The organism is Microbacterium testaceum StLB037, from assembly GCF_008763945.1.
GTDB classification, from domain to species: domain Bacteria; phylum Actinomycetota; class Actinomycetes; order Actinomycetales; family Microbacteriaceae; genus Microbacterium; species Microbacterium testaceum_G.
Window position 1 is genome coordinate 1791389 of the sequence record NZ_VTQH01000001.1, and the last position, 12487, is coordinate 1803875.

Genomic DNA, 12487 nt, shown 5'->3' on the forward strand with positions numbered 1-12487 from the left:
CGCCGCAGGGCTCAGACCAGCGGGGCGACGTCGGCGTAGGCGTCCGATTCGACGACGGGGGCGGATGCCGCGGCGCCGAACACCCGCGCGTCTCGGGTCGTGGCATCCCACGTCGGCCATCCCGGGTCTTGATCCCGCGCGAAGGCGACCGCGGCGCCGTGCATCTGCGTCGCGAGGTCGAGCGACGGGGTGCCCGCGATCGCGGCCACCCCGTCGGCGTCGAGATGGTCGAACCAGAACGGCACGTCGAGGCAGTGGCAGGCCACGCCGATCGACGGCACGGGCGACTCCCACGCGAAGCGGTAGAGCCAGGTCGGGGCCGTGCCGCGCGCCCGGGCGGCTTTCAGCACGGTCGAGCGGATGACGCGGTCGGTCGCGTACCCGCCGAGCACCGCCGCAGCTCCTCGCCGGCGGGAGCGCTCGAGGTACGCCCGCCGGCGCGAGCGTCGCAGGCCCAGCACGGCCAGGGCGAGAGGCACCGGGACCGCGCGGAGCACGGCGGCGTACGGCGCGGTCAGCGCCGTGAACTCGTCGTCGGTCGACCCGATGATCAGCGGCACGTCGGCCGAGGCGCCGTCGGCGAGAGCGTCGAGCGGATGCCGCGGCAGCACGTCGCCGTCGATGACGGGCCCGAGGGGCAAGCCGTCGTCGAGCAGCGTCGCGAGCGACGACAGCGCCCGGACGAGATGCGGCGCGAGGGCGCTCCTCTGCGCGGCGAGCACGCGCTCCTCGGGGACGGACGCGAAGCCCTCTCGGTCGGAGCGCACGCCCGCCCGAGCGGCGACGCGATCGGCGAACGCCCGTGCAGCGTCGGGGGCGACCGCGCCGATCGCGGGCGAGATCGCCATCGCGGCGGAGAAGAGACCGGATGCCGCGGGGCTCGACATCAGTGCGAGCACCGACCCGCCGCCCGCCGACTGCCCCGCCACCGTCACCCGTGCGGGGTCCCCGCCGAAGGCGCGGATCTCGTCGCGCACCCACTCCAGGGCCGCGATCTGATCGCGCAGGCCCCGATTGTCCGGGGCCCCGTCGATGTGACCGAAACCATCGAAGCCGATCCGGTACGAGATCACCACGGTGATCACCCCGTCGCGCGCGAACGCATCGCCGTCGTACCAGCGGCTCGCGGGGGAGCCCGAGGTGAAACCGCCCCCGTGGATCCACACGAGCACCGGGAGGGCGGCATCCGGATCCGTATCCGCCGGGGCGAAGACGTTGACGTTCAGCGTGGCCCCGCCGGGCACGCTGGGCTCGGGGATGAGCGTGATGCCGGCATCGCCGCGCTGGGTCGTCGCGCCGTACGCCGTGGCCTCGCGCACGCCCTCCCACGCCTCGACCGGCACGGGGGAGGCGAAGCGCAGCGCCCCCACCGGCGCCTGAGCGAACGGGATGCCGAGGAACACGGCGGTCCCGCCGCGCCGGAACCCGCGGACGAAGCCCTTCGAGGTCACGGCGAGGGGAGCGGCATCCATCCCCTCATCCTGCCGCGCAACCCCGCGTGAGGGGGCTCATCCGGTGATAAACGCGCGCTGCACCGACAAACGCTCTCGGCGAGCGTTTCCCGGTGCAGCGGGCGTTTATCGGGGAAGAGCGGTCACGCGTCGCGGCGCGCGCCCTCGGACGGGGCCACCGTGAAGATGTTCGGAGCGCGGAATCCGGATGCCGCGAACGCGGCGCGCACGGCGGCGGTCGCTGCCGGCACGAGTCCGGTGGGGATCAGCGCGATGGCCGCCCCGCCGAAGCCTCCGCCGGTCATGCGCGCGCCCAGGGCGCCGTGCGCCAGGGTCGTCTCGACGGCCAGGTCGAGCTCGGGGACCGAGATCTCGAAGTCGTCGCGCATCGAGACGTGCGAGGCGACGAGCAGCTCGCCGATCGCGGAGGGGCCGTCGGCGTCGAGGGCGGACACGGTGTCGAGTACGCGCTGGTTCTCGGTGATCACGTGCCGGACGCGGCGGAAGGTCACGTCGTCGAGGATCTCCTCGGCGCGCGGCAGATCGTCGACGCCGAGGTCGCGCAGCGAGGAGACGCCGAACGCCGCGGCCCCGCGCTCGCACGCCTCGCGGCGCTCGCGGTATCCGCCGGTGGAGTGCGCGTGCTCGACGAGCGTGTCGGTGACGAGGATCGACAGGCCGGCGTCGGCGAAGCCGAGGGGCACCGCGCGCGTCTCGAGGGTGCGGCAGTCGAGGAAGGTCGCCGCATCCGCGACGCCCAGCATCGAGGCCATCTGGTCCATGATCCCGGTCGGGGCGCCCACGGCGTCGTTCTCGGCGGTGCGGCCGACCCGGGCGAGGGCGACCTTGTCGAGACCGGCGCTCCACACGTCGTTGAGGGCGGAGGCCACGGCCCCCTCGATCGCGGCCGACGACGACAGACCGGCACCCACCGGCACGTCCGAGGCCAGAGCGATGTCGACGCCTCGTGTCACGGCATCCGGAGCCGCCCGACGCAGCGCCCACGCCACGCCCAGCGGGTAGCCCGCCCAGTCGAGGCCCCCCGCGGCGATGCGGGCGTCGAGGTCGGCGAGCGACACCTCCACGGCGTCGGGGGAGAAGGTCGAGCGCACCCGGATCACGTCGTCGTCGCGCAGGGCCACGGCGGCGGCGGTGCGCTGCGCGATCGCGAAGGGGAAGACGAAGCCCTCGTTGTAGTCGGTGTGCTCGCCGATGAGGTTGGCACGGCCGGGGGCCGACCAGACTCCGACCTCGGGCGCGTCGGTCAGGGTGGCGAGTAGGGCGCGGGCGTCGTCGACGGCGGTCATGCCGTCACCTCCGGAACGGTGTCGAGGGCGGCGCGCAGGCGCTCGGCCTGCGACTCGGGGGTCACGTCGCCGATCCAGGCGCCCATGGCGGCCTCGGACCCGGCGAGGTACTTCAGCTTGTCGGCGGCGCGGCGCGGCGAGGTGATCTGCAGGTTGAGGCGTACCGCCTCGCGTCCGCGCCCGACCGGAGCCTGATGCCAGGCCGCGATGTAGGGCGTGGGAGTGTCATACAGCGCGTCGATCCCCCGCAGCAGGCGCAGGTAGAAGGGAGCGAGCTCGTCGCGCTCGGCGTCGGTCGTCTCGGCGAGGTCGGCGACGTGACGGTGCGGCAGCACGTGCACCTCGATGGGCCAGCGGGCGGCGAAGGGCACGAACGCCGTCCAGTGCTCGCCCCGCAGCACGACGCGGTCGCCGGCCTGCTCGAAGGCGAGGATGCGGGCGAACAGGTCGTCGGAGGTGCGCGAGATCGTGTCGAGCAGGCGGTGCGTGCGCGGCGTCACGTACGGGTAGGCGTAGATCTGGCCGTGCGGGTGGGGGAGGGTGACGCCGATCTCCTGCCCGCGGTTCTCGAAGGGGAACACCTGACGGATGCCGGGCAGAGCCGACAGCGCCGCGGTCCGGTCGGCCCACGCCTCGATGACGGTGCGCGCGCGCGTGCGCGAGAGCGACCCGAACGAGCCCTCGTGCTGGGGGCTGAAGCACACGACCTCGCAGCGGCCCACCGAGGTGCGCGTGCGGCCGAGGCCGAGGTGCTCGAGGTCGTCGTCGCCGCGGGGCGGATCGACGGCCGCGGGGGCGTCGCCGATCGCCGCGTCGAGGGCGGGGCCGAACGACGGTGACTTGTTCTCGAAGACGGCGACGTCGTAGAGCGAGGGGATCTCGGACGGGTTGGTCGGCGTCTGCGGCGAGAGCGGGTCGAGGTGCGCCGGCGGCAGGAACGCGCGGTTCTGCCGATTGGATGCCACGGTGATCCAGTCGCCGGTCAGCACGTCCTGACGCATGGTGGCGGTGGCCGGCCGGGGGTCGAGTGTGCGGGCGTCGACCGAGCGCTCGGCGCCGAGCGAGGTGTCGGGATCGTCGAAGTAGATGAGCTCGCGACCGTCGGCGAGGCGCGTCGGGCGCTTGACGACGCCGGCGCCCAGGGGCTGCGCGGAGGGGGTGTCCGTGTTCACGATAACACGGTACAACTGGCGCGTGCTATCGTCAACATGAGGGGGCGTGATGCGCGTATCGATGGCGGATGTGGCCGCGAAGGCCGGGGTCTCGGCGCAGACGGTGTCTCGCGTGGCCAACGGCAGCCCCCGGGTCGACCCCGCGACGCGGGTGCGCGTCGAGAAGGCCATGGCCGATCTCGGCTACCGCATGCACCGGGCCGCGCGTGCCCTGCGCACCGGCCAGACCTCCACGATCGGCCTGGTCGTGTCGACCCTCGCCTCGGTCGGCAATTCGCGCATGCTCCAGGCGATCTCCGAGGCCGCGGCCGCCCGCGACTACGCCCTGGCGGTCGTGACCGTCGGAGAGCGCGGCATCCGCGAGGCGTTCGCCCGGCTCCGCTCGCAGGGCGTCGACGGCGCCGTCGTGCTGAACGAGGCGACCGAGCTCGCGCGCGACGCCGAACCACCCGCCGACTTGCACCTCGTCGTGGTGGATTCCCCACCCGACGCGCGCTTCTCGATCGTGCAGACCGATCACGCCGGGGGCGCCCGCGCCGCGACGGAGCACCTCCTCTCGCGGGGGCATGCCACGGTGCATCACCTCGCCGGGCCCGTCCGCTCCTTCGCCGCCGCCGAGCGCGAGCGCGGCTGGCGCGCGGCTCTCGCCGACGCCGGTGCCGTCGTCCCGGAGCCTGTCCGGGGTGACTGGACCTCGGCATCCGGTCACTCGGCGGCCTCCGGCCTTGCGGACGCCACCGCGCTCTTCGTCGCCAACGACCAGATGGCTCTGGGTGCCCTGCGCGCCCTCGCCGACGCGGGTCGGCGGGTTCCCGAGGACGTCGCCGTGGTGGGTTTCGACGACATCGTGGATGCCGCGGAGTACCGCCCGCCGCTGACCACCGTGCGGCAGGACTTCGACGCCCTCGGTCGCCGAGTCGTCGCTGCCCTGGTCGCGGCGATCGAGGGTGGGGAGTCGGCCGCCGAGTCGGTGCCGGCCGCGCTGGTGGTGCGCGCGAGCAGCGGTGTGGCCTGACGAGTAGAGGTGTTGCACCGTACGAGTCGGGCCGAGACCCTGGTCGCCGCCGCGCGCGTCGGGCGCGAGGAGGAGCTGTGGGGCGCCCTCCGCGACCTCGGGGTGCAGGTCGCGGAGCTGGGTCCCGACGAGCCTCTGCTGCTCGGTCGGCTACGAGCCGCTGACGAGCTGGAAATGCCCGACACGTGCGTCCTCGCGGCGGCCGCGCATCTGCGCGCACCGGTCGCCACGTCCGACGCACGGCTTGCCGCCGCGGCCGGGCAGATGTCGCTCCGCCTCGCCGCTTCCGCCCCCGACTGACCGGCGTCACGACTCCCGCCCCGGTTACGCCAGGAGCGTCGAGCGGGTCCGGGGTGGTGGTCGTGCACCGGGGCGCTCGGCGCCCGCCCCGATGCGCGACGCGCCCCGAAACGCCGTGTGACTCCGGCCGCTCAGCCGTTCCAGGGGGCGATCACGTCGATGATCCAGACCACGCCGAAGCGGTCGACGAGCTTGCCGTACAGGGGCGAGAACGCCGACGGTCCGAAGGGCGCGAGGATCTCGGCATCCCGACTCAATCCGTCCCACGCGGCGCGCACCTCGTCGGCATCGTGTCCGCGCAGGGCGAGGTAGAAGGGGTTGGCTCCGCGGTCGTAAGCGAGCGAGCGCTGGATGTCGTACGCCATCACGTGCACGCCGCTGGGCGCGACCATCTCGCCCCACACGATCTGCTCGCGTTGCTCCGGCACCTCCGCGATGTCGCCGTAGGGGACGGCGGTGACGGTGCCGCCGAAGACCTCGGCGTAGAACGCGAGGGCGTCGGCCGCCTGGCCGTCGAAGTTGACGTGGAGAGTGGTGGTGAGGCTCATGTCGATTCCTGTCTGACGCCGGGAGGTTCCGGATGCCATGACTCTCTCGCCCATTGCGGTCAGGGATCGTCCGCAATGAAGCGCAGAATGGATGCCATGCCGGAGAGTTCCGCACCCTCGACGTCGCGTCGGCTGCTGTCGCTGCTGACCGTGCTGCAGTCGCGCCGCGACTGGTCGGCCGCTGCGCTCGCCGGGCGTCTCGCCGTCAGCGAGCGCACGGTCCGCCGCGACGTCGACCGCCTCCGAGAGCTCGGGTACGAGATCGACTCGACACGCGGACCCGCGGGCGGATATCGCCTGCGTGCCGGAGCTCAGCTACCACCCGTGGCCTTCGATGCGGAGCAGGCCGTGACGGTCGCCATCGCCCTCCGGCTCGCCGCGGCGATGGGCGGGCCGTTGGCGGATGCCGCCGACGAAGCGCTGAGCGTCCTTTCGCGTCTGCTGCCCGAGCCGCTCGGACGTCGGGCGCGGCGATTCGCCGTCCAGGCCGTGGCGCCGGCGGGGGCCGTGGGCGTGGATCCGGCCGTCCTCGGTGCGATCGAGGACGCCATCGACGCGGGCGAAGAGGTGCGCTTCGACTACTCCGGCTCGGAAGGGCCCGCGCGGGTGACCGCGCCGCATCATCTGCTGTGGTCCGGTGGACGGTGGTACCTGATCGGCTTCACCCCCGAGCGCGCGGACTGGCGCGTCTATCGCGTCGACCGGATGGCGCTCAAGAGTCACCGCGGGCGCGCCTTCACGCGGCGCGAGGTGCCCGGGGGCGATCCGGTGCGCTACCTCGAGGGGCGCTTCCGCGGAGGGGACGAGACGGGACGATGGCCGTGCCGCGGCGAGGTGGTCGTCGCTGCGTCGCTCGCCGAGCTCGAGCCGTACGTGGTCGACGGCATCCTCGCCGACACCGACGACGGCCGCACCCGCGTGTCGCTGGGGTCGTGGTCGTGGGGTGCTCTCGCTGCGGAATGCCTGCGGTTCGACCGGCCGATCGCCGACGCCCGACCTGCGGCTCTGCGTCAAGCGCTCGCCGAAGTCGCGCGGCGAGCCGCGGCCGCCGCGGCGGGCTGAGGGCCGCGCCGCCATCCGCGCCCCGCTTCTCCCGGTTTGGGGCGCATTCTGGCGTTCGGGGCGTGGAAATCCCGCCCCAAGCGACGAAATCCGCCCCAAACCCCGGGCACCGGACCCGCGGCCCCCAGACCGCGCGGGCCCCCAACCCCGCGGCCCAGAGACCCCGCGAGCCCCTGAGCCCGCGGCCGCCCAGCCCCCCCCCCGGCATCCGGAAACGAAGAACGCCCGCGGATGCTGGAGCATCCGCGGGCGCCTCTCGTGGGGAGAGTCTGTTACTTCTTCACGGGGATCGACTGCGACTCGAGCGCGCCGATCGTGGCATCCTGCCCCTTCTGGAGGGCGTCGGCGAGGGTGCCGCTGCCGCTGACCGCCGCCTTGAAGCCGTCGGAGACGTCCGCGTAGGTCTTGGTCATGGTCGGGCCCCATGTGAAGTCGGGGGTGACCTCGGTAGCCGCCTTCGCGAAGACGTCGTAGATCTTCTGGCCGCCGTAGAAGTCGACGCCCTTCGCGAGCGAGGGGAGCTTGAGGCCCTCGGTCGTGGCCGGGTAGATGTTGGCCTCTTCGTTCAGGGCGGTCAGGGCCTCCTGCGAGGTGTTCAGCCACAGGGCGAACTTCGTGGCTTCGTACGGGTGCTCGCTGCCCTTGAGGACGGCGATCGACGAGCCGCCCCAGTTACCCGAGACGGCGTCTCCGGCCTTCCACTGGGGCAGGTCGGCGACGGCCCACCCGCCGGTGGTGTCGGGAGCGCCGCTCGAGATCGAGTTGGCGCCCCAGACGGCGGAGTTCCACGTCCAGACCTTGCTGGAGTTGTAGGCGTTGTTCCACTCATCGGTCCAGGCCGGGTAGGTCGAGACGAGGTCCTGGTCGATGAGCGACTGCCAGTAGTCGGCGACCTTCTTCGAGGCGTCGTCGGTCAGCGAGACCGTCCAGCCCTCGGAGTCGTTGCCGAACCACTGTCCGCCGGCCTGCCAGACGAAGCCCGCGAACTGGTTGATGTCGGACTGCGAGAAGTTCGTGATGTACCCGCCGAGCGCGCGGATCTTCTTGGCCGCCTCGGTGTACTCGTCCCACGTCGTGGGGATCGCGATGCCGTTCTTCTCGAACAGGTCCTTGCGGTAGAACAGCGCCATCGGGCCGATGTCCTGGGGGATGCCGTAGAGGGCGTTCTCCTGGCCGAGGGTGGCCTGGTTCCAGGCCCAGCCGACGAACTGGTCCTTGGCGGCCATCACGTCGGCGCAGCCCGCGATGTTCTCGACGCCGTCCTGCACGAGGAAGTTGGGTAGGGCGTCGTACTCGATCTGACCGAGGTCGGGGGCGTTGCCGGCCGCGATCTGGTTGAAGAAGTTCTGGTAGGTGCCGTTGTTGCCGTTGGGGCCGGTCTGGACCTTGACCTGGATGTCGGGGTTCTCCGCGTTCCACATCTCGACGACCTTCTCGATGCCCGGGATCCACGAGGTGAACTCGAGCGTGACGGGGCCGTCGGAAGGGGCGCAGTCGGCGGCGGCCGCGGCTCCGGCGCTGTCGCCGGTTCCTCCGCCCGCGCAGCCGGCCAGCAGGAGAGCCGACAGGGCGACGCCCGCGGTCGCCGTGAGGATTCTGTTCTTCATGGAATGCCTTTCTCTGGGTGCCCGGGTGGGCCATTCCGCCCGGGGTGAGGGCGACCGGGGTCGCCGGAGGGTTTACTTCAGGGCGCCGGTGCCGAGACCGTTGCGCCAGAAGCGCTGGAGGAGCAGGAAGATGACGATGAGGGGGATGACCGACAGCAGCGCGCCGATCAGCACGAGCCCGCGGAGCTCCGGGATCTGGTTGAGCTGGTTGTTCCAGCCGTAGAGGCCGAACACGACGGGGAACAGCTCTTCGCTGCGCAGCATGATCAGCGGCAGGAAGAAGTTGTTCCAGATCGCGACGAACTGGAAGAGGAACATCGTCACCAGGGCGGGGCTCATCAAGCGCAGGCTCACGGTGAAGAAGGTGCGGATCTCGCCCGCGCCGTCCAGGCGGCTGGCCTCGAGCAGTTCGTCGGGCACCGACGACGCCGCGAAGATGCGCGCGAGATAGACGCCGAACGGGCTGACCAACGAGGGTAGGAACACCGCCCAGAAGGTGTTAGTGAGCTGCACCTGGCTGAAGATGAGGAAGAGCGGCAGGGCCAGGGCCGTGGCGGGCACCAGTACGCCGCCGAGGACCACGTCGAAGATGAGCTCCCGGCCGGGGAAGCGGTACTTGGCCAGCGCGTATCCCGCCATCGCGGCCAGGAGCGTCGCGACGGCGCCGCCGAGGCCGGCGTACAGCAGCGAGTTGCCGAGCCAGCGCAGGAAGATCCCGTCGCGATAGGCGAACAGGTCGCCGATGTTCGAGAAGAGGCGCATGTCGGCGAACCACAGCGGGTTCGTCGTGAGGATGTCGCCGGTGCTCTTGCTCGAGGCCACCAGCAGCCACCACAGCGGCAGCAGGAAGTACACCGTGAACACGGCCATCACGAGCATGGCCGAGGTGCGCGAGACCAGCGGTTCGCGGATGGCGCGCGAGCGGGTCGCGGCCGGGAGCGTCGAGCCCGAACGGGGGCTGCGAGCGGGGCGGGAGGTGGTGACGGCGCTCATGCGTTGCCCTTCTTCTGCATCCACTTCATGAAGCCGAAGGACAGCACGAAGGTGGTCACGGCGAGCACCACGGAGAAGGCCGCGGCGAGATTCGAGTTGGGGATGGATGCCGTGGCGTACACGGTCATGTTCGGGGTGAACGTGCTGGTGACCGCCGAGCTGAACGAGCGGAACACCTGGGGCTCGGCGAGCAGCTGGAGCGTGCCGATGATCGAGAAGATCGCGGTCATCACGATCGCGGGCCGCACGAGGGGGATCTTGATCGACCAGGCGATGCGGAACTGCCCGGCGCCGTCGAGGCGGGCCGCCTCGTAGATCTCGCTGGGGATCGACAGCAGCGACGAGTAGATGATCAGCATGTTGTAGCCGACGTAGACCCAGGTGACCACGTTGGCGATGGCCCACAGCACGAGGTCGGCGCCGAGGAAGTCGACGTTCTGGGTCAGAGCGGTGAACGGCGAGAGGTTCGGCGAGAAGAGCGAGCCCCACATGATCGCGGCGATGACGCCCGGAACGGCGTAGGGGACGAAGAAGGCGAGCCGGAAGAAGCGCTTGCCCTTGAGCAGCGGCGAGTCCAGCAGCAGAGCGAACAGCAGCGCGAGGCCCAGCATGATCGGCACCTGCACCACGCCGAAGGCGAGCATGCGCAGCATCGAGGTCCAGAACGCCTCGTTCTGGAACACGAGCGCGTACTGCGAGAGGCCGCCGAAGACGAGCTCGGCCTTGCCGAACGTCCCCTCGCGGCGCACGACGAGCAACGACTGCCCGATCGCGAAGACAATCGGCAGCACGTAGAAGAGCGCGAACAGGATGCCGAAGGGCGCGAGCAGGATCGCGATGGAGCCCTTGTGCAGCACACGCGAACGCCGAAGACGCGGAGCGTGCGGAGCCGTGGCGTGCGTGGTGCCCGACGGGGCGGGGGCGGTGGTGGTCACGAGGCCTCCTCGATGATGCGGACGGCACCGCCGGCGACGGCGACGGAGCCGTCGACGGGCTCGCCGCTGATCGCGTCGCGCCCATGCGCCGCGATCTCGACCGTGTCGGTGGTGTGGTTGATGACGAACAGGTACGAGCGCTCGTCGCCCGCGCGGCGGACGACCTCGACGCCGGGGAGGGCGTCGACGGTGCGGATGCCGGCACCCCGGGCGACCCGCGCGAGCAGGTCGCGGTAGGCCTCGGCGGCGGGGAGGGTGGCGAGGTACCAGGCGGATCCCGCGCCCACCGCGCGGCGGGTGCGGGCGGGAAGGCCCGCGGCGGGACCGTCGACGAAGCGGGCGTCGGTCTCGGCGTCGACCGTGCGCAGACGCTCCGACCACACGGTGCCCGTCGAGCCGTCGTCGAGGGTGACCGACTGACCCGGGCCGAGGGGCGCGAACTCCTCCGACACGATGCCGAGCAGGTCGCGGAAGGCCCCCGGGTACCCGCCGAGGCGCACGCGGTCGTCCTGATCGACGATGCCGCTGGCGAAGGTGATGACGGCCGTTCCGCCGTTCTCGACGAAGCGCTCCAGGGCCGCAGCGTCCTCGTCGCGCACCAGGTGCAGTGCCGGCACGACGACCAGGCGGTAGGCCGAGAGGTCGTCGCGGGCCGAGACCACGTCGGTCGAGACGCCGGCGGCGGCCAGGGCGGCGTGGGCGGCGTGCACCTGGTCGAGGTAGCGGAGGTCTTCGCTGGGACGACCCTCGTTCTCGAGCGACCACCAGCTCTCCCAGTCGAAGAGCACGGCGGCGTCCGAGGCCACCCGTGACCCCGCGATCGGCTGGAGCCGGCGCAGCGTACGGCCCACCTCGAGCACGCTGCGCCACTGCGCGGTGTCGGTTCCCGCGTGGGGGAGGAGCGCCGAGTGGAACTTCTCGGCGCCCTGGGTCGAGGCGCGCCACTGGAAGAAGCAGATGCCGTCGGCGCCGCGAGACACGTGGGAGACGACGTTGCGCAGCAGTTCGCCCTCGCCCTTGGCGAGGTTGTGCGGCTGCCAGTTGACCGCGCCGGTGGAGGTCTCCATGAGCAGCCAGGGTTTGCCGCCCGCGAGGCCGCGGGTGAGGTCCGCCGCGAACGAGAGCTCGGCGAGCGGCTCGGGGAGGCGCCGGTCGAGGTAGTGGTCGTTCGCGACGACGTCCATCTCGCTCGCCCACGAGAAGTAGTCGAGGGCGCGGATGTGGGCGGTGACCATGAAGTTCGTCGTCACCGGCGCCGTGCTCCGCTCGCGGATGACGCGAGCCTCGGCCCGATACAGCTCGAGCTGCTGGTCGGAGCTGAAGCGCTGGAAGTCGAGCAGCTGCGCGGGGTTGCGCAGCGACAGCGCGGCCATCGGCGGGAGGATCTGATCCCACGCGCTGTAGCGCTGGCTCCAGAACGAGGTGCCCCACGCGGTGTTCAGGGCGGCGACCGTGCCGTAGCGGGCCTCGAGCCACTCGCGGAACGCCGCGGCGCTGGCGTCGCAGTAGCAGAGGGCGTTGTGGCATCCGAGCTCGTTCGAGACGTGCCACATCGCCAGGGCCGGGTGGTCGGCGTAGCGCTCGACGACGCGACGGCTGACCTCGGCGGCGTACGCGCGGAACACCGGGGAGCTGGGGCAGTACGCCTGGCGCCCGCCCGGGAACCGGCGCGTTCCGTCCTCGGCGACGGGGAGGATCTCCGGATGCCGCGTGGTCACCCACGGCGCGGGCGAGGCCGTCGCGGTACCGAGGTTGACGCGGATGCCGTGCGCGTGGGCGAGGTCCATGACCTCGTCGAGCTCGTCGAAGGCCCAGACGCCGTGCGCGGGGTTGATCCACGACCAGCCGAAGATGTTGATCGCGACGAGGCCGACCCCGGCTTCGACCATGAGGCGCATGTCCTCGTCCCACACGGCGCGGTCCCACTGCTCGGGGTTGTAGTCGCAGCCGAAGACGAGACCCTCGCGAGTCAGGGCCGCCAGGGCGTCGCCCGTGGGGGTCGGATCGGCCGGTCGATCGCTCGAGCGATTCAGCGGGGCCAGATGGTCGACGGCAAGCATCCGGTGGGCGCTCCTTTGCGGGGTTCTGTGAACGTGC

General features: G+C 71.8%; 11 protein-coding genes. 3 read left to right on the plus strand and 8 right to left on the minus strand.

Features of this window, described 5'->3' with window-relative positions; all coding sequences use genetic code 11:
• Positions 1-11: 11 nt before the first annotated feature.
• From F9B98_RS08325 to galT, 3 genes are all read right to left on the minus strand, one after another.
• A complete protein-coding gene (locus F9B98_RS08325; RefSeq protein WP_150955501.1) occupies positions 12-1472 on the minus strand; it encodes a carboxylesterase/lipase family protein in 1461 nt (486 codons plus the stop codon).
• 122 nt (positions 1473-1594) lie between these two features.
• Positions 1595-2758 carry a galactokinase gene (gene galK, locus F9B98_RS08330; RefSeq protein ID WP_150955505.1) on the minus strand — a complete coding sequence of 388 codons (1164 nt, stop codon included), beginning with the start codon at positions 2756-2758 and terminating at the stop codon, positions 1595-1597.
• On the minus strand, positions 2755-3930 hold the full coding sequence (gene galT, locus F9B98_RS08335; RefSeq protein ID WP_191966714.1) for a galactose-1-phosphate uridylyltransferase: 1176 nt from the start codon (positions 3928-3930) through the stop codon (positions 2755-2757). Before galT ends, galK begins: the two co-directional genes overlap by 4 nt.
• 49 nt (positions 3931-3979) lie before the next feature.
• Between galT and F9B98_RS08340 the strand changes: the two genes are divergently transcribed.
• Both F9B98_RS08340 and F9B98_RS08345 read left to right on the plus strand, forming a co-directional pair.
• On the plus strand, positions 3980-4945 hold the full coding sequence (locus F9B98_RS08340; protein ID WP_150955511.1) for a LacI family DNA-binding transcriptional regulator: 966 nt from the start codon (positions 3980-3982) through the stop codon (positions 4943-4945).
• A 9-nt stretch (positions 4946-4954) separates the two neighbouring features.
• Positions 4955-5245, plus strand: coding sequence for a hypothetical protein (locus tag F9B98_RS08345; protein WP_150955514.1), 291 nt, complete (start codon positions 4955-4957; stop codon positions 5243-5245).
• A gap of 131 nt (positions 5246-5376) precedes the next feature.
• Here the strand turns inward: F9B98_RS08345 and F9B98_RS08350 are convergent, their stop codons facing one another.
• Entirely contained in the window at positions 5377-5793 is a 417-nt protein-coding gene (locus F9B98_RS08350; RefSeq protein ID WP_150955517.1) for a VOC family protein, read from the minus strand.
• Between the two features lie 96 nt (positions 5794-5889).
• Between F9B98_RS08350 and F9B98_RS08355 the strand changes: the two genes are divergently transcribed.
• The gene (locus F9B98_RS08355; RefSeq protein WP_150955520.1) at positions 5890-6855 is read left to right on the plus strand and encodes a helix-turn-helix transcriptional regulator; all 966 of its coding nucleotides are present in this window, start codon (positions 5890-5892) and stop codon (positions 6853-6855) included.
• Between the two features lie 272 nt (positions 6856-7127).
• Here the strand turns inward: F9B98_RS08355 and F9B98_RS08360 are convergent, their stop codons facing one another.
• The 4 genes from F9B98_RS08360 to F9B98_RS08375 all read right to left on the minus strand — a co-directional run bounded on the left by F9B98_RS08360 (position 7128) and on the right by F9B98_RS08375 (position 12450).
• Entirely contained in the window at positions 7128-8462 is a 1335-nt protein-coding gene (locus F9B98_RS08360; RefSeq protein ID WP_150955523.1) for an ABC transporter substrate-binding protein, read from the minus strand.
• A gap of 72 nt (positions 8463-8534) precedes the next feature.
• A complete protein-coding gene (locus F9B98_RS08365) occupies positions 8535-9455 on the minus strand; it encodes a carbohydrate ABC transporter permease (RefSeq protein ID WP_150955526.1) in 921 nt (306 codons plus the stop codon).
• Complete coding sequence (locus tag F9B98_RS08370; protein ID WP_150955530.1) at positions 9452-10390, minus strand: carbohydrate ABC transporter permease; 939 nt, start codon at positions 10388-10390, stop codon at positions 9452-9454. Before F9B98_RS08370 ends, F9B98_RS08365 begins: the two co-directional genes overlap by 4 nt.
• Positions 10387-12450, minus strand: coding sequence for a beta-galactosidase (locus F9B98_RS08375; protein WP_150955534.1), 2064 nt, complete (start codon positions 12448-12450; stop codon positions 10387-10389). The genes F9B98_RS08370 and F9B98_RS08375 overlap by 4 nt, the downstream gene beginning before the upstream one ends.
• Positions 12451-12487: the final 37 nt, after the last annotated feature.

What these genes read in the sequence shown, in the direction of transcription:
- F9B98_RS08325 (WP_150955501.1), bottom strand. Translation starts at nt 1,472, where the DNA reads ATGGATGCCGCTCCCCTCGCCGTGACCTCGAAGGGCTTCGTCCGCGGG.
- F9B98_RS08375 (WP_150955534.1), bottom strand. Translation starts at nt 12,450, where the DNA reads ATGCTTGCCGTCGACCATCTGGCCCCGCTGAATCGCTCGAGCGATCGA.
- F9B98_RS08340 (WP_150955511.1), top strand. Translation starts at nt 3,980, where the DNA reads ATGCGCGTATCGATGGCGGATGTGGCCGCGAAGGCCGGGGTCTCGGCG.
- galK (WP_150955505.1), bottom strand. Translation starts at nt 2,758, where the DNA reads ATGACCGCCGTCGACGACGCCCGCGCCCTACTCGCCACCCTGACCGAC.
- F9B98_RS08355 (WP_150955520.1), top strand. Translation starts at nt 5,890, where the DNA reads ATGCCGGAGAGTTCCGCACCCTCGACGTCGCGTCGGCTGCTGTCGCTG.
- F9B98_RS08360 (WP_150955523.1), bottom strand. Translation starts at nt 8,462, where the DNA reads ATGAAGAACAGAATCCTCACGGCGACCGCGGGCGTCGCCCTGTCGGCT.
- F9B98_RS08350 (WP_150955517.1), bottom strand. Translation starts at nt 5,793, where the DNA reads ATGAGCCTCACCACCACTCTCCACGTCAACTTCGACGGCCAGGCGGCC.
- F9B98_RS08365 (WP_150955526.1), bottom strand. Translation starts at nt 9,455, where the DNA reads ATGAGCGCCGTCACCACCTCCCGCCCCGCTCGCAGCCCCCGTTCGGGC.